Here is a 20,143-nt window from a genome sequence, read left to right on the forward strand (position 1 = left end):
TCACGGCGACCATTATTGATCGTCCGCTCTCTTAATCCTGGTGGTGTAACCTTTTGACACTGATTCAGCAAGCCCTACTTAGGACAAAATTTGAGCCAGTTTTAGACCTCCAATCCCGATCCTGCCCCGGGTGGAATATTACGGCACTTTTCAGGTTAGTGAGGTACACAACAGAGGTAGGAACACGGCGCCGTGCCGTGTCCCTACGGTAATAGAAGAGCTGGGTGTACTTCACAAACGCGGAATCTGCTGTATTTTTAGGTGTCTGACGTGCAGCTAACTTTGAAAAATAGCTCCTGAAACCCTAAGCCCTTTAAGGTTTTTGAAACCGTTCAAAAAATGTCCGAATAATTGAAATGTTAAAGGTTACGGCGTATCATCTGTCATCTGTCATTAGATAGAGTTACACCAACATGAAACTTGTTACAGCAAGTTGCCGTCTCCTCTCAAGGTTCCCTTTTGAAAAAATCACAACCTGAGACCTCAAACCAAATTAAACGCCCAAAAGCCTTGATTTAAAAGATTTTATGTAAACTGACCAAAGTTAATTAAAGGAAATGTAAAGGTATCCGTGGAAGTACGGAAATTGATAGATATAATAGCTCGTAAGGATGTGCATCTACAGCGGTGATTTGATGAAGACTATGAATACTATGCGTACTTTGATTCAGCTTACAACAACGGCAACCCTGGCTGCCTGTTTGCAAGTGAATACAGTCGGCACTGCAAATGCGGCTGGAGTGCCCCGCAACTCAAACAGCAACTTGACAAAAGACCGTAGCTTGCGGGGCGGGACGCCATCGACCCCCAGAGTTTGGATAGTTGCACCAACCTCTAGCTTGGCAAATCCCCAACAATACGAACCGCCCCCGAACGGGAGCCCCAAAAGTGAGGGTACGGGGACACGCTGACCCCAACTTTTCAATCTTCTATTCGCCCAGATAGAGCCGCAGATTTGTACCAATGGCAGTGGCGAATTAAAGTGTGCGTGCACCAATCCGGATCTGTGAGGGGATAGTCCACCCGGTAGTGACCCCCGCGACTTTCAGTCCGAAACGCAGCACTTTTGAGAATTAAGTAGCCGATATCCAATAAATTAGCCAGTTCCCCCCAATTTCGCAAAATCGAGCTATTCTCCGCACCAGCAGGGGAAAAATCAATAATTTGTCCGGGCACTAAATCATCCAGCGCTTGACTCAAAGGCAAAGACGCAAATTCTTGCCGCCAAATCTCAACTTGGACGATCGCACTTTCCAAGTCCCGCTGTCCCCGGCAAATTCCCGCACTCTGCCACACCAAATTCGGCAACTCGACCCGCAAATGTTCGATCGCCTCAATGTCCTTCCGACAAATCGATTTTTCTAAGATTTCCCCTACATCTAACGGATCTGCGAATGCCTCGGGCTTTCCACCTTCTACCTGCAAAAGTCCCATCTGCGCCCCAAAAACCAGACATTCCAGCAGCGAATTGCTCGCCAACCGATTAGCGCCGTGTACCCCCGTGCTGGCAGTTTCTCCCACAGCGTACAAACCCGGAATCGAAGTTTGGTTGAACTTGTCAGCCAAAATCCCTCCCATCCAGTAATGGGCGGCGGGCGTCACCGGCACCGGTTCGGAAAAAATATCAATTCCCCAATCAGCGCACACTTGAATAATATTCGGAAACCTGTAGCGCAGTCGATCGACCGCAATCGGCCGCAAATCCAGCCAAACGTGAGGTTCCCCCGTCTTCTGCAAGTGGCGGAAAATAGCGCGGCTGACAACATCCCGAGGGGCGAGTTCCCCACTGGGGTGAAAGTCAAAAGCAAAGCGATATCCTTTACTGTCAACCAAATGAGCTCCTTCTCCCCGCACCGCTTCGCTAATGAGAAACCGAGGCGCGCCCGCTTTGCTGAGGGCCGTCGGGTGAAACTGCACAAATTCTAAATCTCGCAGCAGCGCCCCGGCGCGCCACGCAATTGCCACCCCGTCCCCGGTACTTACCGACGGGTTGGTCGTGTGAGCAAAAACCTGTCCGCCGCCGCCTGTCGCCAGCACTACGGCGCTAGCCCGCAGCCACTTGACTTGTGAGCCGCAAATCGAGCTAATGCCCTGACAGCGCCCGGTTTCGTCTAGCCACAGACTCAAAGCAAAGGCAGGGGATACGAGTTCAATGTTTTTGCGGCTCAATACTTTGGCTGTCAGCGTAGCGATCACGGCTTTGCCCGTAGTGTCGGCGGCGTGGAGGACTCGGCGGCGGGAGTGGGCGGCTTCTAGGGTGAGGGCTAAATCTGGGCCGGTGCGATCGAATGCAACGCCCATTTTCACTAGGGAGTCAATGCAAGCACCAGCTTCCCCGACTAAAAATTTCACCGCCTCCAAATCGCAAAGACCGGCTCCTGCAGCGAGTGTATCCTGAACGTGCAGCGCTTCGGAATCTTCAGGGGCGATCGCCGCGGCAATCCCTCCTTGAGCCCAATCGCTTGCTGAAACAGGTAGGGTATTTTTATTGATCAAGCCCACCTGCAAATGTTCTGGGAGGCAAAGTGCGGTGTACAACCCGGCCGCGCCAGCACCTATCACCAATACGTCAAATTTGTCAGTCATAAGTCTGCAGCCAGTCAATTTTAGATTTTAGATTTTAGATTTTAGGTTTTAGATTTTAGATTTTAGATTTTAGAATTGAGTCTACAGATGAATCTGAGGGCTTGAACTAATGTCCGTGGAGGGATTTTAGATTTTAGGTTTGAGAATTGAGTCTACAGATGAATCTGGGGAACGCGCTTATTTCAATCTAGCGAATTTTGGTCGGCTTTTGCCGCACGGTGGTTGAAAGTAAGTCTCCAGAAATTAAAGGCAGAAGTCATCAGCCTGTAGAAAAAAAATTTTTCTTTATGCCGAGTGCCTTCTGCCAAATGTCGAATGCCTTCAAATTAGGCCCGCTGCTACCTAGTCGTAGAGACCATTATTCAACCTGTTGTCTCCTTCAATAAAGACTGATTCGACCTCTGTTACGGTGAATTTGTCCATGTTAGCTTGCAGCACCTTTTTTTGAGCTTCCGTCAAGTCTGAAATGTTGAGTACGTCCTCAACTTTTTCGTAAGGAGCATTCTTAATAATTAATCGAGCTAAAGTGGGATACAGCCCTCGAAATTCCCGAAAGTCCCGAACCGCGCTGTTGTTCAAATCAAGTTTTTTGCCGTATTCTGTGGCAAGCTTGTCATCGGCGCGATTGGTTCTAGGTGCTACTTCAACGGCTATGAGCGAGGATGATGGCAAGACGATACGGCTCAAGGTCGCCGCGATCGCGCTTTGGTTTCCAGCCCATGCAAAGCAGCCCAGCACTAAGCCCAATACTGCCAATAGACGACCCAATCGTTTCATGAAGTTTTGTCTCCCAATTTCATACACAGCATTTATGTAGAGACTACCATTTTGCTTATGCAGTTTTGCAGATAAATCCGCAACAGCTAGAGGGTTGTTATAAACTTTACATTTAGGTATTGACACTAAGGACGATATATGATATTTGTCGAAGTCTAGGAATCGCAGGCAAGTTTATCGAAGGCGCTCCCCATTAAAAACAGGGACTTCCATTTTTAAGGGTTAATTTTTTGCCCCGCACCGAATTGTCTAGCTATTGAGAACTCTTTCTTGTGGTTTTGAGAAAAGCGTTCAAGTCACCGTAAGTACCGCCGTAAATCACGCTGGGAGTGTCGTAACCCTTCAAAGCAACGGTGTGCTGCTCGAAAGCGCCCTGGGCCCCCAATTCCGTCAGGTATTTGTAGGTTGTTTCTCCCACGGCAATATCCTTGCCGATTTGCTTAGTGGAAGACTCCAGGCGAAATGCTGCGTTTACAGTATCTCCCAAGGCGGTGTAGTCCGATCGGTCGCTGCTGCCAGAATTTCCCACCATTGCATAACCGGTATTGATCCCGGCGCCGACTCGCAAAGGAAAAGGCAGGGGGTAACGGCTGCTGAGTTCGTCTGTTGCCTTGTGCAGTTCGCTCAAAGCTTGGCAAATCCGCATCATTTCCTCGCTGCTGACACCGCTGGTTTTATGGAACCAGACCGCCATGATCGCATCGCCGATGTATTTGTCCACCCAACTGCCGTGTTCGCGAATTATCTGTCCTGCTTTGCGGAACCAGTTGCCGATGACTTCCGAGAGGAGGGTTTCGTCTAGCTGCCTAGTCAAAACTGTAAAGTCTCGGATGTCCATTACCATGACGCTAATCAGGCTGCGCACCGTCAAAGTCGCCGTAAAATCGTCAGAGTCTGTGTCGTGTATGGGATCGTGCCGGTAGCCGGCAGTTGGGTTGTAGAAATCCAATTCTGTTTGACCGAAAATAATCCGATCGCCATTTCTGAGAGTGACGGGAATACTGACGCGCCGCCCGTTGACAAAAGACCCGTTGCGGCTGCCCAAATCGATCAGGTAGAACTCTCCTGTCTCCATTTGCTGTAACATCGCGTGATTGCGGGAAATCCAGCGATCGGTCAGTACAAAATTATTGTCATCGCTCCGCCCTACTGTCCAGCAATTGCTGCCGGAGAGCGGCAAGTAGCGATTGCCGCCTTTCTCTGTACGAAGTACCAAATGTGGATTGGCTTGCAAAGTCACCACAGCCCTAAAAACGACATCAAGTCAACCGATTTGAGGTTTTAAACTTTAAATTTTAACTTTACCGCGCGGCTTATAACTGAGATTACTGCTAAAAAACCTCAAATCGGCTGTTCTCAAATCTAAAAATTGTTTAGTCGATCGTCGATCGACCAAACCATAAAGGATTGCCGAACCACAACTCGATCGCCAGCGAAGGTAGTTATGGTTCGATCATAAGCGAAATTGTCATATTTTTCACCCCAAAGATGTATCTGGGGAGTTAAATTTGCTGCTTGTTGCGGAAAATATAATTATCTACCCAATATTTTACCTAATGTCGCCTAGCGCACCCAGAGCCAAGTTTTATTGATGCTGATGGGGGCCCCAAAAAACAGGAAAATGGATCTCCGGCTCAGACCGAGAGTTGTTAAACACAAGGTATCTTTAAGATTTGTTGCTTAACTTCATGTTTTTGAAGGTATCAACAAAGCCTTTTCCTCGCTGCGGCGGTCAATAAATTAGAAACACGAGAATTTTATGTTGTCGAAAAGAATTTTGCCTTGTCTGGATGTCAAAGCCGGCCGCGTGGTCAAAGGTGTCAATTTTGTTAACCTGACTGATGCTGGCGATCCGGTAGAAATGGCTCAGGTATACAACGATGCCGGTGCTGACGAGTTGGTGTTTCTGGACATTACCGCGACTCACGAAGACCGGGACATTATTATTGATGTGGTGTACCGCACGGCCGATCGAGTATTTATCCCTTTGACGGTGGGCGGCGGCATCCAATCCTTAGACAGCATTAAAAGGTTGTTGAGGGCCGGGGCAGATAAGGTCAGCATTAATTCGGCGGCAGTACGCGATCCGAGTTTAATTGACAAAGCGAGCGATCGATTTGGCAATCAGTGCATTGTAATCGCGATCGACGCCCGCAAACGGCAAGACGCAGATAATCCCGGTTGGGACGTGTACGTGCGCGGAGGCCGAGAAAATACCGGCAAAGATGCCATCGCCTGGGCCAAGGAAGCCGAACAGCGCGGTGCCGGGGAAATTCTGGTGACAAGCATGGACTCGGACGGCACTCAAGCCGGTTACGACTTGGAATTAACCCGCAGCATCGCCGAAATAGTCGAAATTCCCGTCATTGCTTCCGGCGGTGCCGGCAACTGTCACCACATCTACCAGGCCGTGACTGAGGGCAAAGCAGAAGCCGCACTCCTAGCTTCTCTGCTGCATTACGGGCAACTTAGCGTCGGTGAAATTAAGACTTATCTAGCAAAATATCAAGTTCCTGTGCGACAGCAGCAGCCATTAATCATGAGTCACGAGTCGTGAGTCAGTGGATAGTCGGGAACTTATCATAATTTTGCAACATTTTCCACAAACCGCTCTGCGGGTTCACTCAAGCGCCCTCTCACAGTGCCAACAGCCTAAATCAAACCCCCCACCCCACGAAAAAACTCGTCAGTCACATTGATACCGCTATGTGAGGCCCACCCGAAGGCACTTGTGTAGAATTTTTTTGATTCTGCACAAGTGCCTTCTACATCAATGTCTTGGGGCGATCCGCGCCAGTCATCTAGAAATATTCCCTGAGAAGGATTTCAAATACCAGCTTTTTCAGTTACATATTATATATTAGTTCAATTTGAAAGAAAGCAACGGTTGCTTTTCTCAAACTTGAGTTAAAGATTGTGCAGAATTTGAGCGAGCTTCAGCCTGTTAACAATCTTACAGATCAAAACTTCTAAAAACGGAGAAACTTTGTATGTCTTTTATCAGCTTTAACTTCCCTGCCAAGCGTTTAGTTCGCAGTTTAATAGCTGTTTGTTTTTGTGCCTTGATGTTTGTTTCTAATGCTTTCCCGGCTTTTGCCGTTACCAGCAGCCCCACCCAAGGTGAAGACCAACTTCTGGGTATTGAAAAAAAATCTCAAGAAGCTGTAATGAAAAAACCAATGTCCTTAGAAGAAACTCAAGAAAAAGCGAGCAAAGGGCCTAACGAAGTTCAGGGAGACGCTGACATTGATAAAATGAAAAATCCTTCTAACACAAGCGCTACATCCTTTGAGCAACAAGTCAAAAAGGCTGTTGGTAAAATCAAAAACTAACTCGGGGCGCAGCAGTCAACCGACAGTTGTCAGTATAAAAGATTAGGGACACGGCGCGGCGCCGTGTCCCTAGAATTTTTTTGTAGAAACACCGCACCGCGCCACCTCCTTTGAAAGGCCGTATCCAATCTAAATTTAACTTGAGTTTTCAGAATTGGTCTTTAGATGGAATAAAAAAGTGGAAAGGACTTGGCATCTTTCGGCTTTACGAACACTCTTTGCTGGGGCTGCAAGTTCAAGCTATCGAATCTTTCTCTAGTCAAATTAGCGTTTACTACTTGACCGTCATCTAAGGTTAATTCTACCTGAATTTCCCATCCCAAATGAATCAAGCGACTGATTCTTGCAGGCACTGTTGCATTATTTTCTGTAGTTTCAATTACTACGTCGTGAGGGCGCAAGAAAATCTCCGGGTTGACTGAGTCAAAGCCGTTGTCTTGAAACATCCTGGAACTGCTGGGCAAGACGTTGACCGGACCGATAAAACTCATGACAAAAGCACTGGCTGGATTGTCGTAAATTTCTGCGGGTGTTCCTACTTGTTCGATTTTACCTTTATTCATTACTGTAATGCGATCGGCAACTTCCATCGCTTCTTCTTGATCGTGGGTCACAAAGACTGTGGTAACGTGTACTTCGTCGTGCAGTCGCCGCAACCAAGCACGCAAGTCTTTGCGAACTTTGGCATCGAGAGCTCCAAAAGGTTCGTCTAGCAGTAAAACTTTCGGTTCCACAGCCAGGGCTCGGGCGAGGGCCACCCGCTGTCGCTGGCCTCCTGAAAGTTGGGACGGGTATCTATCGCCCAATCCTCCCAATTGCACTAAATTCAACAATTGTTCTACCCGCGATTTGACTTTCGCCCGCGGTGTTTTCTGAATTTCCATGCCGAAAGCGATGTTTTTTCGCACTGTCATGTGCTTGAATAGCGCGTAGTGCTGAAACACGAACCCAATTTTGCGGTCTTGGACGCTAGTATTGGTCGCATCTTGTCCTGTCAGCCAGATTTTGCCGGAGTCGGGCATTTCTAAACCGGCAATCAGCCGCAGCAGCGTAGACTTGCCGGAACCAGACGGGCCCAGCAATGCAACTAGGGAACCGGATTCAATTTCCAAGCTGACTCGATCGAGTGCTTGGAAACTGCCAAACTGTTTTGATACGTTTTCTACAACTATGCCCATAGGAAATTCGACCGCGAAGCCGCGTACAAGATTTAAGGGATTTAACAGGTTTAACGGATGGATGTTGAGCTTCCAGGTTCGACGTTCAAGCGAAAAATGTTAAGCTCCGGTTTGTGGATGGGTTAAAGTAAATTTTTTATAGCACGATCGCACATCCGTTTGTTAATTTTAGGCTTTTGGCGATCGGTCAGTCGATTTTAGATTTTAGATTTTAGATTTTAGATTTACTTGCAGCGCAGTGAATCTGGAAGATGGAACTAGGGTCTAAAATTTTGGGCTCTCCACGACAGGAGTCGGGGCTTTGTATCGGTTTTTGGGCGGTGTCAAACACCGGAAAATTCACAAAAATGCACCTCTCAAATAAAACTACACAATTCTTGGCCACCAAAGTTGGCGTTTGGTACTACAATGCAGCAAAAGTTCAAGCGTTTTTGACTTCAAGGGCTCAGGGGTAAAGGAAAATGGGAGATGTTGGACGTGTGCCTGTAGGAATAGTTGGCGCTTCAGGTTACGGCGGCGTGCAACTTGTGCGACTGCTGGCGGATCACCCAGCGGCCGAAGTAGTCTATTTGGGCGGGGATAGCAGTGCGGGAAAACCTTTTTCCAGCCTTTATCCGCATCTGACTAGCTGCATTGACTTGACTGTCGAAGCGATCGACTTAGATAAAATAGCGGCAAAATGTGAGGTTGTTTTTCTGTCGCTGCCGAACGGTTTAGCTTGCAAAATGGCACCGACGCTGATCGCAAAAGGCTGCAAAGTCTTGGATTTGTCGGCTGACTACAGATTTGAAAATCTGGAAACTTACAAAGCTTGGTACGGCGGCGAACGATTAGACTCTGAAGTGGCTGCAACCGCTGTTTACGGTTTGCCAGAATTGTACCGCGATCGCATTAAAAACGCTCAGTTAGTAGGCTGTGCCGGCTGCTACGTCACTGCTAGTTTATTAGCGCTGGCACCTTTGCTCAAACAAGGTCTCATCGTGCCAGAAACAGCAATTATCGACGCCAAATCCGGTACTTCTGGAGGGGGCCGCAAAGCCGAAATTAATCTCTTGTTGGCTGAGGCAGAGGGTTCTCTGGGCGCTTACGGCGTTGGCCGCCACCGCCACACGCCAGAAATTGAACAAATTTGCAGCGACTTAGCCGGACAAGATATCAAAGTTCAATTTACTCCCCACCTAATTCCGATGGTGCGAGGAATTCTGGCAACTGTTTACTCAACTCTGCGCGATCCGGGATTGGTTCGGGAAGATTTGATCACTATTTTTAGCGCTTTTTACCGCAATAGTCCTTGGGTAAAAGTGTTACCGGCTGGGGTTTATCCGCAAACAAAATGGGCTTGCGGCACGAATCTTTGTTATATCGGCATCGAAGTCGATCCGCGGACTGACAGAATAATTGTGATGTCGGCGATCGACAATTTAATTAAAGGTCAAGCCGGTCAAGGCATCCAGTGCATGAATTTGATGATGGGCTGGGAAGAAACTTTGGGTCTGCCTCAATTGGCTTTCTATCCTTAATTGAGAATGGGTAATGGGTAATTGGTAATTAGTAATTGAGTGGGGGCGGGTTTACAAGATTGTGGTTTTTAGACAAAAATTGTTTGTAAAACCCGCCCCTACAGAATCTAAATTCCCGATTACCGATTCCCGATTACCGATTACCGAGTGTTATTTCGGCCCGAAACCGATCGACCCAGCATAAATTGCCCGATCGCCCAAGTCGTCCTCAATCCGCAGCAAGCGGTTGTATTTGGCAACTCGTTCGCTGCGGCATAGCGAACCAGTCTTGATTTGACCGGCGCGAGTCGCTACCGCCAAATCGGCAATTGTGGTATCTTCAGTTTCGCCGGAACGGTGGCTGATGACCGATCGATAGCTGTTCCTTTTGCCGAGGTCGATCGTCTCCAAAGTCTCCGTCAAAGAACCAATTTGATTCAGCTTAATCAAAATCGAATTGCTAGCTTTCAAATCAATTCCTTTTTGCAGTCGCGTGCGGTTGGTAACAAACAAATCGTCACCCACCAACTGAACTCTGCTGCCCATTTTCTGCGTCAGCGCTACCCAACTGTCCCAATCGTCTTCGTGCAAACCGTCTTCAATGGAAACGATCGGATATTGCCCCACTAAAGCATCCAAATAATCGATTAATTCTGCTGGCGAATGAGCCACACCGTCGTAAGTGTACTGCCCATCTTTGTAAAATTCGCTAGCAGCAACATCCAAAGCTAAAGCCACTTGTTCGCCCGGTTTGTAGCCGGCTTTTTCAATAGCTGCAATCAACAAATCCAAAGCTGCTTGATTGGATTTAAGATTAGGTGCAAAACCCCCTTCATCACCCACACCAGTCAGCAAACCCTCAGCTTTTAAGACTTTACTCAGGGATTCAAATACCTCTGCACCCCAGCGTAAAGCTTCTTTAAAAGATGGCGCACCCACAGGGACAATCATAAATTCTTGAATGTCCACATTATTGTTTGCGTGAGATCCCCCGTTGATCACATTCATCAGAGGGACGGGCAGAACGTTCGCTAAGGGGCCGCCCAAGTAGCGGTAAAGGGGGAGTCCTAAAGTCTCGGCAGCAGCCTTTGCTGTGGCTAAAGAGACCCCGAGAATCGCATTTGCGCCGAGGTTGGATTTGTTGGGGGAACCGTCCAAGTCAATCATGGTTTTGTCTACCAATGCTTGGTCGATCGCATCTAGATTTGCTAAAGCGGGGGCAATTTTGTGTTCGACGTTATCGACGGCTTTCAGGACTCCTTTGCCGCCGTAACGGCGGTTGTCGCCGTCGCGGAGTTCGTGAGCTTCAAAAGAGCCTGTAGACGCGCCGCTGGGGACTTGGGCGAGTCCGACAACACCGTTTGCTAGGTAAACTTCAGCTTCAATGGTGGGGCGGCCGCGGGAGTCGAGGATTTCTCTGGCTTTAATAAATTCGATCGCAGTGTCTTGCATATTTAATGATTCCTGGCCTTACTCAAGGTGTGGTCGCATTTTGCAGTCTGTAGGTTTTCCCACACTGACTGCTGACGGCTAATAGAGTACGCGATCCCCAGAATTATTGGTGCACAGTTCAAAATATTTGCGGATTTGGGTCATCTGGTGTCAATAAGCTAGGCTTGTTGCATGATAACCTCGGGTAATTTTGACAGTAATTTAATTTTTTTAACCGCCGATTCATGCAGATTTCTTAATTGGAGCCTTTGTTAAAATCAGAATGTCACCAAAGTCAATCAAAAAAGGAGAAACCTAAGGTGGTAGAAACCAATCTCGGAGAACTTAGAGCGTTAGCTGAAAATTCTGACCCAATTATTGCCGAGTCCCCAAACATCAAGTTACTAACAGCACCATTGCCAAATCCAGGCAGCGACCCCAACTTTTTTGACTTAACTCCCAATGACGACGCAGTTCAATTAGCAAATGGAATTCTGCGAAACACTCCCGGAGGTTTGCGGGCTTTAGCCGGCAACGATTTTGTCAGAGGTTCAGGTGCTGCCGAACTGATGAATGGCAACAGCGGCATCGATACTTTAATCGGAGGTTGCGGCAGCGATACTATTCGCGGCGGCGAAGATTTTGACATACTTTACGGAGAATGCGGCAACGATTTAGTCAGCGGAGATCAAGGCAGTGACTACGTTTACGGAGGTACGGGCAATGACTTTCTTCGCGGCGGTAAAGAATATGATGCTTTAGTAGGAGAAAGTGGAAATGATACTCTAATCGGTGATGCTGGAATTGATAGACTTTGGGGAAGCGAAGGTGCAGATTTGTTTATCCTCGGCAGAGAAGCGGGAGCAACGTCGAGGGAAATTGGTTCGCCGACACCGCCGCCTCCACCCACCAATTTTAATGAGGAGCTAGTGCCGGCAGATTTTATCCTCGATTACAATCCGGCTGAAGGTGATGTCATTGGATTGGGGTCTGGATTGACGCGAAATGATATTGTTTTGAGCGAAAGGTTTTTGACAATTGGTGATGACAGAGATTACGATCGCAACGGTCCTTTTCCTCCGGGACAGCCTCGAACTCTGGAGTTGAGATGGCAGAATGCTAAGGCGACGGTGATTCGAGAAGCTAGTACCGGAAATATTCTGGGTTTGGTGAAGGATGTTTCGCCGGATCTACTTCAGTTTACCTCTGTGTCTGAAAGCTCGATCGCTCTAGGATAACTACCAACTGGTGGGCAAGGCTAATCTGCATAGCACGGAGGGGCCGAACGAAACGCCCATCCGACAACAACAAGGCTCTCAATCCTCGTTCCCAGGCAGAGCCTGGGAAGACATATCAGCGAGGCTCTGCCTCCCGATTCCTGACATAAATTAAACAATATTTAAAATTGCCAAAAATCCGCCACATCATATCCCAGTTTGATTGTTTTAACCCCAGATTGCCGCATATATCTTAATTGGAACTTTTGTTAAAATCAGAATGTCCACAAAGTTAATCAAAAAAGGAGAAAATTAGAATGTTAGAAACCAATCTCGGAGAACTTAGAGCATTAGCTGAAAATTCTGACCCAATTATTGCCGATCCCCCAAACATCAAATTACTAACAGCACCATTGCCAAATACAGGCAGCGACCCCAACTTTTTTGACTTAACTCCCAATGACGACGCAGTTCAATTAGCAAATGGAATTCTGCGGAATACTCCCGGAGGTTTGCGGGCTTTAGCCGGTAACGATTTTGTCAGAGGTTCAGGTGCTGCCGAACTGATGAATGGCAACAGCGGCATCGATACTTTAATCGGAGGTTGCGGCAGCGATACTATTCGCGGCGGCCAAGATTTTGACATACTTTACGGAGAATGCGGCAACGATTTAGTCAGCGGAGATCAAGGCAATGACTACGGTTACGGAGGCACGGGCAATGACTTTATTCGCGGCGGTAAAGGGAATGATGCTTTAGTCGGAGAGAGTGGAAACGATACTCTAATCGGTGATGCTGGAATTGATAGACTTTGGGGAAAAGAAGGCGCTGATTTGTTTGTCCTCCGCAGAGAAGCGGGAGCAAATTCGGGAGAAATTGGTTCCCTTCAACCGCCTCCTAGCGGTAATTTTGATGTAGATGAAGTGCCTGCAGATTTTATTCTCGATTACAATCCAGCCCAAGGTGATGTAATTGGATTGGCATCTGGATTGACGCGAAATGATATTGTTTTGAGCGAAAGGTTTTTAACAATTGGTGATGCCAGAGATTTCGATAGCAGTGGCCCTTTTCCTCCGGGAATTCCTCGAACGGCTGATTTTAGAATTTTAAATACTAAGGCGACGGTGATTCGGGAAGCTAGCACTGGCAATATCTTGGGTTTGGTGAAGGATGTTTCGCCGGATCTACTTCAGTTTACCTCTGTGTCTGAAAGCTCGATCGCCCTTGGATAGTTACCAGCTTTAATGCGTAAGGTGCGCATTGCGCACCCTACAAACTACAAACTACAAACTCAACCAGTCGGCATGGCACAGCCTAAAATTTTTAAGATTGCCAAAAATCCGCCACATCATATCCCATTTCGCTGAGCATTTGCCGCAGCAAAGGTAAGCTCAAACCGATCACATTGGTGTGACATCCTTCGATTTGTTCCACAAAAAAACCGCCTTTACCTTCGAGTGCAAAACAGCCCGCACATTGCAGCGGTTCCCCAGTAGCGACGTAAGCCGCAATTTGGCGCGAGGTAACTTCCGCAAAATGAACCTTTGTAACTTGACAGCGAATGAGCGATCGCGACCTTGCCTCATCAAAGTCATCGAATCTAGTATCAATTAAAGCATGACCTGTATACAGTTCGCCAACCTTACCGCGCATTTTTTGCCATCGCGAGATCGCTTCTTCCGCATCCTTCGGTTTGCCGTGAATTTCGCCATCTACGAGCAAAATTGAATCGCATCCCAACACCAAACAAGATTTTGGATTGCGGATTTGCGGGTGAGAATTACCCTGTAAAAACTTAGCTACAGCCTCAGCTTTTCCCTCTGCTAAAACCTGCACTAATTTAGTGGCATCCTTCATTTGTATTTGCCCTTCATCAAAGTCGCTGGGGCAAATCACAGCTTGAATGCCGGCACTTTTTAGCAGGCTGCGGCGCGCCGGAGAAGCTGAAGCTAACACAAAAGTTGGAATTTTCATAAGTTAAGAAGGAAGAAGGAAGAAAGAAGAGGTAACAACGAAGAATGAAGAAAAAGAAACTATTCGCCATCCTCAATCCCGAGTTCCTCATTCCCCATTACCTACAACTTTTTAACCTAATAAACAGAGAAAGATTTAACAACTTTCTCAAAAGCTTCTTTTACCTTGGGCCAGCGTTCTTCGGTAGTGGAAACGTTAAGGGTAAAAAGTTTGCCGCGGCTGACGGCTACACTCGCTAAGTTGTGGCGTTCTTGGTTTGGCAACTTAACGGCGTATTCTAAAATGTAATAGTTTTTCGATCGCGATTCGCGAGCTTCTGCATTGACTAATTCAGCTTCGCGGCCCGAATCAGCCGGGGCGATCGCACTTTTGCTGAGCTTGTATCCCACATCCGTCGGCGATCCCAAATCCGCCAGAGTTTTGCCCTCCGGGACAGGACTGATTACCACGCTGACGTTCTCGGTTTGCTGAATCAAATCGCGGAACACCACATCAGGCCCGTTAGAAACCGCGATCGGCAGCCAGCCGTTAGGATAGAGAAATTGATAGCCGTCGCCAGTATCAACGTAGCTTTTGAGTCCGGTGACTTTAGACACACAACCGGTCAAGGTAAGGCTTAGAACAACCAGAAGTATTGCCGCAATTCGTTTGAGCATTATTTTTACGGGTAGGGTAACACTAAAATATTTAATTTTAATTGTCTCACCAAACCTCGCCCCTAAAAATAGTTAAGCTATGCTCGCGGTTTGTGTACCGCCCGCGAGGCATAGCCGTACAGTCAATTTTTAACAAAATCATTACAGGTGAGTCAGCCAGCTAATCAGTCCGTGCTTGGTAGAAACTTCTAAAGCCAACAGAGAAACAAAACCAATCATGGCAAGGCGGCCGTTTAAGCGTTCTGCGTAGGGGGTAAAGCCGGTGCGGGGTTCGTCATCGATGTATACTGTCGGCTCGATCGCAAAATTGTTCATTTTGCCTTGGTCGTCCAGCATTAAGCCTCTGTTAGTCATGTTTTTTTCCTAAATTGTTTTTACGGTACTGTGAATAAATGTAACAGGCTTGTGAAGATATGTAAAGGATTGTGAGAAATTTTTTTTAAAGACCCCGATCGGACTGTCCACTGTAGACTCTGGGCCCCGGAGGGGGGAGGATAGAGTGGAGAGGCACAAAAGTCGATGGTGTGTGGCAAATCCAGTCTGGGTTTGACAAAAATTGTGGAACGGAGGAAAAATTTATGCGGGCCAGTCTGGAAATGCGGTGGTTTTATAGCGGTGCACTGCCAAAATCGATCAATCAATGGTTTGGAAGCGAGAGTCTCGGCGCGTATCTTTCGCCTCCTGAAGAGCGGGAAGACATATATTTGCTAGTACCTAACTGCGACTACTTGGGAGTGAAGCTGCGCGGGAAAACCTTGGAGGTAAAGTGGCGTCAGGGAGAGTTGGGGGCGATGCAGTTCGGCAACCGCTGGGAAGGTAAGGCCGAGAAGTGGCTCAAGTGGGTTTGTGCCGACACCATCGGACCGATACCGGCCGATATTGTGGCGACAGGAAAGTGGGTAGGAGTCAAGAAAAAGCGAGCGCAGCGTCTTTACCAAGTTTCGGCCCCTGGTTCCCTGATGTCTGTCCCTGTGGAAGCCCCAATTCCTCAAGGTTGTACCGTGGAACTTACTCAGTTGAACATTAACGGCAGCGGGTGGTGGACTTTGGGATTTGAAGCGTTTGGCAGCGAAAGTTGTTTGACAGAAAGCCTGCAAACAGTAGCTAGTTGGACTAGCAAGAGTTATCAGGCGCAAAAGTTGAAAGCTGAGGATTCTTCTGCTTATCCGATTTGGCTGGGCAGCAAGTAATATCAAACCCGGCTTTAATAATACCTCTTGTATTTTTTAGTCGCCCTCTGCTGGGACGAGAGGCAAGTTTAGACGCGGTTTCAACCTCCGAGTCTGGCAGTCCTGGACGCAACTGGCATATATAGTAAGGTGCTCTACTACTGGAAATCTTCAATAAAGTTTCAATAACGGAGTCTGATCGACCTGAGATGTTGCACCATTTTCAATTAGGTGTTTTAGGGGCGGGCTCTCCTGCCCACCTCACGAGAAAACTCACTCTTCGCGGAACGGGCCGTCGGGTCTTTTAAGCGAGAATGCTGCAAGATGCACCCTAAAAGTCGCCTGTGGCAGTGGGCCTTAGTCCGAACTGAGCGAGGGGGTTTCTAACTCTTCCCCCTCTCTCCCCTTCTCCCCCTCTCCTCTTTTTCCGACTCTGCCAGCAGTTCTGAGAATTTGACAAGCCAAAATCGCCGCCCCAAACCCGTTATCAATATTCACCACCCCCACACCAGCCGCACAAGAATTGAGCATAGTTAAAAGAGGAGCAATCCCGCCAAAACTCGCGCCGTAACCCACACTCGTCGGCACAGCAATCACCGGACAATCTGCCAAACCCGCAACCACACTCGCCAAAGCACCTTCCATACCCGCCACCGCAATTAACACATCAGCACCGGCAATAACGTGCCGGTTGCTCAGCAAGCGGTGAATGCCGGCAACTCCGACATCCCACAAACGCCGCACCTGAAAACCGCAAAGTTCCGCAGTAACTGCCGCCTCTTCCGCTACAGGTAAATCCGCCGTTCCCGCACTGATAATAGTCACAGTACCCGGATGCTGCGGAGTTGGGAAATTAGCAGAAATTGCACAAATTCGAGCTTTTTGGTAGTAGCATAAATCGGGTGTTTTTTTCTGCAATTGCTCGAAAACTTCCGGTTCGATTCGCGTCGCCATCACCGCAGAATTTCGCCCGCGCATCGCCTCGATAATTTCAACAATTTGGTCGGGCGTTTTCCCCGGGCCCCAAATTACTTCAGGAAAACCGGTTCTGAGAGTGCGGTGGTGGTCAACTTTGGCAAAATCGCCGACTTGTTCAAAGTCAAAATGCTTTAATTTATCCAAAGCTGCGATCGGGCTAATATCGCCTGCCGCCACAGATTCGAGTAACTTCTGTAAAATTTCAGGTTCCATTAATTAATGACTGACTAATAACTGCTGATTAACGATCCGCCCAAAAACGGATACACGCCCCCGACTTCTGTCGCGATCCACCTCAAATTTTAGACTGAGGTTCAAGTTCCCAGATTCATCTTTAGAGTAAGTCAAATCTAAAATCTAAAATCTAAAATCTAAAATCTAAAATTGACTGACTATTCTGTTATTTTCAGTTCGTACAAATTCCAGAAAGCACCGCCGAGGGCACTGTAGCGAATTCCGGAAACGCGATCGCGCACCGCCTCAAAAGTCAGCGGATTCACCATATAAACAAAAGGCACTTGTTCCGCTATAATCCGCTGCGTTTCAGCGTAAAGTTCCTTGCGCTTCGCCTCATCAAGCTCCTGGGAAGCTTTCACGTAAAGGTCATCGATTTTCTGCTCCCAGTCGTACACTTCCCAACCTTTAATCGGCGGTTCTCCGGCTTGCGGGCCCTGGTTGAAACTGTGCAAAGTCCCATTGACAGACCAAATATTGTAGCCGCTGTGCGGTTCAGTACCTCCCGTAAAACCGCCGAGGTAAGTATCCCAATTCCGCGTCAACCGCAGCTTTTCTACATAGGTGTTAAAACTCAGGAACTGCGTATCAATTTGCATCCCCAGTTTGCCCAAATCTTGCTTAATTTGCGTTCCCATTTGTTCCCGAACTTTTTTACCCGCAGCTATCAACAAAGTAAATCGGACTTTGTTGCCCTCCGCATCCAATAATTGACCCCCACTATTATATTTGAAACCAGCACTTAACAGCAACTCTTTGGCTTTTTGCCAATCGTAACTGTAAGTTTTCAATCCCTCTTCTGGGGACAGGTAGAACGGACTTTGCGCCGGAATTGGGGAATGCAGCGGCGCGCCCAGTCCGCGATAGATATTGTTAGTCATGGCGGATCGGTTGATGCCGTAGGCGATCGCCTGCCGAAATTCCTTACTCGCGAACCACCGAGATTTAACCGGGTCTACAAACGGCTGATTTTGAGCATTGCGCCCCTTATTCAGATTGAAACACATAAACACGCTGCCAGTATCCGGCCCGCCGTTAAAGACCGTATATTTGCCGCGTTGTTCCTCCCGTTTCAGCAGGGGAAACACTTCCGGTTCCACATTCAGAGTATCCAAATCGCCCGATCGAAAATTCAGCAGTTGATTATCTGTATTTTCGATAATTTGCCAAACTATTTGCTGGATGTAAGGCTGGACATTTCCCTCAGCATCTTTGCGCCAAAAATACGGATTTCGTTCCAAAACCACGCGCTGATTTGGAGTATAGCTCAGCATTCGGTACTGACCGTTGCCGACAATTTTTTTAGGGTCAGTATTCGTGCCCCAAGTGCTCAGGAATTTAGGCTTGCCGTCTGCATCTGTATTTTCGGCAGCTTCCTGTAAAATATGAGCTGGCAAAATCGGGATTCCCCCAGCATATCTAATAAATGGAGCAAAGGGTTCTGCAACGGAAAATTCCACGCGGCGGCTGTCGAGTTTTTTGACTTTGGGAAATTGGCCGCTGATGCCAACCCTCAGAATATCTTTCAAACCGCTAGGAATTTTGTCATTGAAATAAATCTTTTCATAGCTGAAGATAATGTCATCCGCAGTCAGGGGTTCGCCGTCCGACCATTTCAACCCCTCTCGCAGGGTGAAGACAATCTTTTTGCCATCTTTAGAAACTTCCCAGGACTCGGCTAAACCGGGTTCTAACTCCGATGTCAAGCCGTTTTCGTTAATCAATCCCTCGTACATATAGCCAAAAACGCTGTATGCAGATTGATTTAGCGGGTAGTTAAAGGTAGCCGGGCCGCTGGGGGTGGGAACGATGAGCCTGTTTGCTAAGTTAGTCGATCGGGCTGGAGTGCACGCAGACAGAGTTATAGTGGCAATTGCCGCGAGTAAAATCGCCAGCCAGCGCAGTCTTGAATGTAGCATCATAGAAATTTTCATAATTTTTTAGTTTACCACCTGCGTGCAACTATGACTGAGATTGTAACCAACCGAGAAAGTCTTCAGTGCGCGAAAAATACTTTCTGATTCCTACTTCCCGCAAAGCATCTCGAACTTTGGGCAGACCAAATTCTTTTGTATTGTTACTCAAAAATACCTTGACTTCATTAGGATGTAAGTGTGCGTGATTCAAGATGCAGTGCAGAATCAAATTGTCTGTAGGGTCTTCTTCAATAAAAATTGAATTCAAACTTGCTTGAAGTATGCCTGCAGTCAAGGAAATCATTTCTATCTTTGTGGCTGACAAATCAAGAGCTGCAAAAAGACGTGCATTAATATCATTTATCAGAGCCTCGTTTTCATTGAGTGATTGCTCTAAGTGGAAGACAAGAGACTGGGCAGAGGGGGAAGTTTTATCTCGCTTTAGCTGACTAATTTGTTTTTCCATTTCACCTAAAAAACGGTTGCGTCGCTTGATTTCATCTTCTAAAGCCGAAAGTGATTCCATGCAGCAAATACTTGGTATGGCTATGCTGACTGATGTCGGTACACTCACCAACAAGTTGTTAGCTTCAGGGTCGCGTCCCGTAGCAATGCTCATCAGAAAGTTAGTCTCGATATATAAAATTGCCACCAATTTCTACCCTAGATTTTGTCGTCCCACCTGCTAGCAGTGGCAGCAAGCCGATTTTTGCTATCTGTTCTGACGCGGTTGGAATCTCAGACTTCCAATTATAAGCTAAGTCGCGCAGCCATGCTTCAACCAGTCTAGTTAGGTATCGCTTAAATATCCGTTTGTTGCCAAATTCAGGCTCATAATGGCGAAGTATTTCACCAGTGTTTAGAGAACAAACAGGTTCAGATAAATTTACTCCGTCCCATTTGAAAATCAGAATCTGTTCGGTGTCAACAAACATCGCATAGGGAATGATGGTGCGTTGTTCGGACATCTTCGCTAACGCAGCTTTCATCCAAGATATCATGTAATCAGCAATCCTCTGCTTTGCTGCTGTTTCTTGAGCTTCAATAATTTTGACTTCGATTAGCACGACTACCCGATCGTCCTTATCCAACGCGATAATATCCGCGTCTACGGGTAACTCTACTTCCAAGGTTTCAGTTTGCATGGTTTTGGCCTTCCTAGGGTATAAGTTTAAGTAAATTTAACTTCTACTATC

Annotated in this window: 19 protein-coding genes; 7 read left to right on the top strand and 12 right to left on the bottom strand. The window is 47.4% G+C overall.

Annotated elements, in window-relative coordinates; translation table 11 throughout:
* Positions 1 to 644 precede the first annotated feature (644 nt).
* Positions 645 to 911: a hypothetical protein gene (locus QUA80_RS26940; RefSeq protein ID WP_333428056.1), complete on the top strand. Its 267-nt coding sequence runs from the start codon at positions 645 to 647 to the stop codon at positions 909 to 911.
* Between the two features lie 10 nt (positions 912 to 921).
* Here QUA80_RS26940 and nadB read toward each other — a convergent pair whose 3' ends face one another.
* The 3 genes from nadB to QUA80_RS26955 form a co-directional block, all read right to left on the bottom strand.
* The gene (gene nadB / locus QUA80_RS26945; RefSeq protein WP_333428057.1) at positions 922 to 2,586 is read right to left on the bottom strand and encodes an L-aspartate oxidase; all 1,665 of its coding nucleotides are present in this window, start codon (positions 2,584 to 2,586) and stop codon (positions 922 to 924) included.
* A gap of 342 nt (positions 2,587 to 2,928) precedes the next feature.
* Positions 2,929 to 3,363 (bottom strand): photosystem II complex extrinsic protein PsbU, encoded by a 435-nt coding sequence (gene psbU / locus QUA80_RS26950; RefSeq protein WP_333245069.1) that lies wholly within the window; start codon positions 3,361 to 3,363, stop codon positions 2,929 to 2,931.
* A 253-nt stretch (positions 3,364 to 3,616) separates the two neighbouring features.
* A complete protein-coding gene (locus QUA80_RS26955) occupies positions 3,617 to 4,606 on the bottom strand; it encodes an adenylate/guanylate cyclase domain-containing protein (protein WP_333428058.1) in 990 nt (329 codons plus the stop codon).
* 516 nt (positions 4,607 to 5,122) lie between these two features.
* Between QUA80_RS26955 and hisF the strand changes: the two genes are divergently transcribed.
* Both hisF and QUA80_RS26965 read left to right on the top strand, forming a co-directional pair.
* On the top strand, positions 5,123 to 5,920 hold the full coding sequence (gene hisF / locus QUA80_RS26960; protein ID WP_333428059.1) for an imidazole glycerol phosphate synthase subunit HisF: 798 nt from the start codon (positions 5,123 to 5,125) through the stop codon (positions 5,918 to 5,920).
* A 433-nt stretch (positions 5,921 to 6,353) separates the two neighbouring features.
* Complete coding sequence (locus tag QUA80_RS26965) at positions 6,354 to 6,695, top strand: low temperature-induced protein (protein ID WP_333428060.1); 342 nt, start codon at positions 6,354 to 6,356, stop codon at positions 6,693 to 6,695.
* Positions 6,696 to 6,856: 161 nt separating this feature from the next.
* On the opposite strand, the gene QUA80_RS26970 is transcribed toward QUA80_RS26965, so the two are convergent.
* The gene (locus QUA80_RS26970) at positions 6,857 to 7,873 is read right to left on the bottom strand and encodes a sulfate/molybdate ABC transporter ATP-binding protein (RefSeq protein WP_333428061.1); all 1,017 of its coding nucleotides are present in this window, start codon (positions 7,871 to 7,873) and stop codon (positions 6,857 to 6,859) included.
* A gap of 461 nt (positions 7,874 to 8,334) precedes the next feature.
* Here QUA80_RS26970 and argC point away from each other — a divergent pair, with 461 nt between their 5' ends.
* On the top strand, positions 8,335 to 9,393 hold the full coding sequence (gene argC / locus QUA80_RS26975; RefSeq protein WP_333428062.1) for an N-acetyl-gamma-glutamyl-phosphate reductase: 1,059 nt from the start codon (positions 8,335 to 8,337) through the stop codon (positions 9,391 to 9,393).
* Positions 9,394 to 9,543: 150 nt separating this feature from the next.
* On the opposite strand, the gene eno is transcribed toward argC, so the two are convergent.
* Positions 9,544 to 10,824: a phosphopyruvate hydratase gene (eno, locus tag QUA80_RS26980; RefSeq protein ID WP_333428063.1), complete on the bottom strand. Its 1,281-nt coding sequence runs from the start codon at positions 10,822 to 10,824 to the stop codon at positions 9,544 to 9,546.
* Between the two features lie 299 nt (positions 10,825 to 11,123).
* Between eno and QUA80_RS26985 the strand changes: the two genes are divergently transcribed.
* Entirely contained in the window at positions 11,124 to 12,041 is a 918-nt protein-coding gene (locus tag QUA80_RS26985; RefSeq protein WP_333428064.1) for a calcium-binding protein, read from the top strand.
* Between the two features lie 296 nt (positions 12,042 to 12,337).
* Positions 12,338 to 13,252 carry a calcium-binding protein gene (locus tag QUA80_RS26990; protein ID WP_333428065.1) on the top strand — a complete coding sequence of 305 codons (915 nt, stop codon included), beginning with the start codon at positions 12,338 to 12,340 and terminating at the stop codon, positions 13,250 to 13,252.
* Between the two features lie 91 nt (positions 13,253 to 13,343).
* On the opposite strand, the gene QUA80_RS26995 is transcribed toward QUA80_RS26990, so the two are convergent.
* The 3 genes from QUA80_RS26995 to QUA80_RS27005 form a co-directional block, all read right to left on the bottom strand.
* Positions 13,344 to 13,994 carry a nucleoside triphosphate pyrophosphatase gene (locus tag QUA80_RS26995; RefSeq protein ID WP_333428066.1) on the bottom strand — a complete coding sequence of 217 codons (651 nt, stop codon included), beginning with the start codon at positions 13,992 to 13,994 and terminating at the stop codon, positions 13,344 to 13,346.
* Positions 13,995 to 14,110: 116 nt separating this feature from the next.
* Positions 14,111 to 14,650 (bottom strand): photosystem II reaction center PsbP, encoded by a 540-nt coding sequence (gene psbP / locus QUA80_RS27000; RefSeq protein WP_333428067.1) that lies wholly within the window; start codon positions 14,648 to 14,650, stop codon positions 14,111 to 14,113.
* Between the two features lie 141 nt (positions 14,651 to 14,791).
* A complete protein-coding gene (locus QUA80_RS27005; RefSeq protein WP_193973911.1) occupies positions 14,792 to 15,004 on the bottom strand; it encodes a chlorophyll a/b-binding protein in 213 nt (70 codons plus the stop codon).
* A gap of 224 nt (positions 15,005 to 15,228) precedes the next feature.
* Here QUA80_RS27005 and QUA80_RS27010 point away from each other — a divergent pair, with 224 nt between their 5' ends.
* Positions 15,229 to 15,840 (top strand): hypothetical protein, encoded by a 612-nt coding sequence (locus QUA80_RS27010; protein ID WP_333428068.1) that lies wholly within the window; start codon positions 15,229 to 15,231, stop codon positions 15,838 to 15,840.
* 336 nt (positions 15,841 to 16,176) lie between these two features.
* Here the strand turns inward: QUA80_RS27010 and larB are convergent, their stop codons facing one another.
* From larB to QUA80_RS27030, 4 genes are all read right to left on the bottom strand, one after another.
* Positions 16,177 to 17,010, bottom strand: coding sequence for a nickel pincer cofactor biosynthesis protein LarB (larB, locus tag QUA80_RS27015; RefSeq protein ID WP_333428069.1), 834 nt, complete (start codon positions 17,008 to 17,010; stop codon positions 16,177 to 16,179).
* Positions 17,011 to 17,189: 179 nt separating this feature from the next.
* Positions 17,190 to 18,953, bottom strand: a complete 1,764-nt coding sequence (locus QUA80_RS27020; RefSeq protein WP_333428086.1) for an ABC transporter substrate-binding protein — start codon at positions 18,951 to 18,953, stop codon at positions 17,190 to 17,192.
* Positions 18,954 to 18,993: 40 nt separating this feature from the next.
* Positions 18,994 to 19,599 (bottom strand): PIN domain-containing protein, encoded by a 606-nt coding sequence (locus QUA80_RS27025; protein WP_333428070.1) that lies wholly within the window; start codon positions 19,597 to 19,599, stop codon positions 18,994 to 18,996.
* Positions 19,574 to 20,092: a hypothetical protein gene (locus QUA80_RS27030; RefSeq protein WP_333428071.1), complete on the bottom strand. Its 519-nt coding sequence runs from the start codon at positions 20,090 to 20,092 to the stop codon at positions 19,574 to 19,576. Before QUA80_RS27030 ends, QUA80_RS27025 begins: the two co-directional genes overlap by 26 nt.
* Positions 20,093 to 20,143: the final 51 nt, after the last annotated feature.

This window comes from Microcoleus sp. F4-D5 (assembly GCF_036704885.1).
Lineage (GTDB): Bacteria > Cyanobacteriota > Cyanobacteriia > Cyanobacteriales > Microcoleaceae > Microcoleus.

What these genes read in the sequence shown, in the direction of transcription:
- psbP (WP_333428067.1), bottom strand. Translation starts at nt 14,650, where the DNA reads ATGCTCAAACGAATTGCGGCAATACTTCTGGTTGTTCTAAGCCTTACC.
- QUA80_RS26965 (WP_333428060.1), top strand. Translation starts at nt 6,354, where the DNA reads ATGTCTTTTATCAGCTTTAACTTCCCTGCCAAGCGTTTAGTTCGCAGT.
- larB (WP_333428069.1), bottom strand. Translation starts at nt 17,010, where the DNA reads ATGGAACCTGAAATTTTACAGAAGTTACTCGAATCTGTGGCGGCAGGC.
- psbU (WP_333245069.1), bottom strand. Translation starts at nt 3,363, where the DNA reads ATGAAACGATTGGGTCGTCTATTGGCAGTATTGGGCTTAGTGCTGGGC.
- QUA80_RS26990 (WP_333428065.1), top strand. Translation starts at nt 12,338, where the DNA reads ATGTTAGAAACCAATCTCGGAGAACTTAGAGCATTAGCTGAAAATTCT.
- QUA80_RS27005 (WP_193973911.1), bottom strand. Translation starts at nt 15,004, where the DNA reads ATGACTAACAGAGGCTTAATGCTGGACGACCAAGGCAAAATGAACAAT.
- QUA80_RS26940 (WP_333428056.1), top strand. Translation starts at nt 645, where the DNA reads ATGAATACTATGCGTACTTTGATTCAGCTTACAACAACGGCAACCCTG.
- eno (WP_333428063.1), bottom strand. Translation starts at nt 10,824, where the DNA reads ATGCAAGACACTGCGATCGAATTTATTAAAGCCAGAGAAATCCTCGAC.
- argC (WP_333428062.1), top strand. Translation starts at nt 8,335, where the DNA reads ATGGGAGATGTTGGACGTGTGCCTGTAGGAATAGTTGGCGCTTCAGGT.
- QUA80_RS27030 (WP_333428071.1), bottom strand. Translation starts at nt 20,092, where the DNA reads ATGCAAACTGAAACCTTGGAAGTAGAGTTACCCGTAGACGCGGATATT.
- QUA80_RS27020 (WP_333428086.1), bottom strand. Translation starts at nt 18,953, where the DNA reads ATGATGCTACATTCAAGACTGCGCTGGCTGGCGATTTTACTCGCGGCA.
- nadB (WP_333428057.1), bottom strand. Translation starts at nt 2,586, where the DNA reads ATGACTGACAAATTTGACGTATTGGTGATAGGTGCTGGCGCGGCCGGG.
- hisF (WP_333428059.1), top strand. Translation starts at nt 5,123, where the DNA reads ATGTTGTCGAAAAGAATTTTGCCTTGTCTGGATGTCAAAGCCGGCCGC.
- QUA80_RS26995 (WP_333428066.1), bottom strand. Translation starts at nt 13,994, where the DNA reads ATGAAAATTCCAACTTTTGTGTTAGCTTCAGCTTCTCCGGCGCGCCGC.
- QUA80_RS26970 (WP_333428061.1), bottom strand. Translation starts at nt 7,873, where the DNA reads ATGGGCATAGTTGTAGAAAACGTATCAAAACAGTTTGGCAGTTTCCAA.
- QUA80_RS27010 (WP_333428068.1), top strand. Translation starts at nt 15,229, where the DNA reads ATGCGGGCCAGTCTGGAAATGCGGTGGTTTTATAGCGGTGCACTGCCA.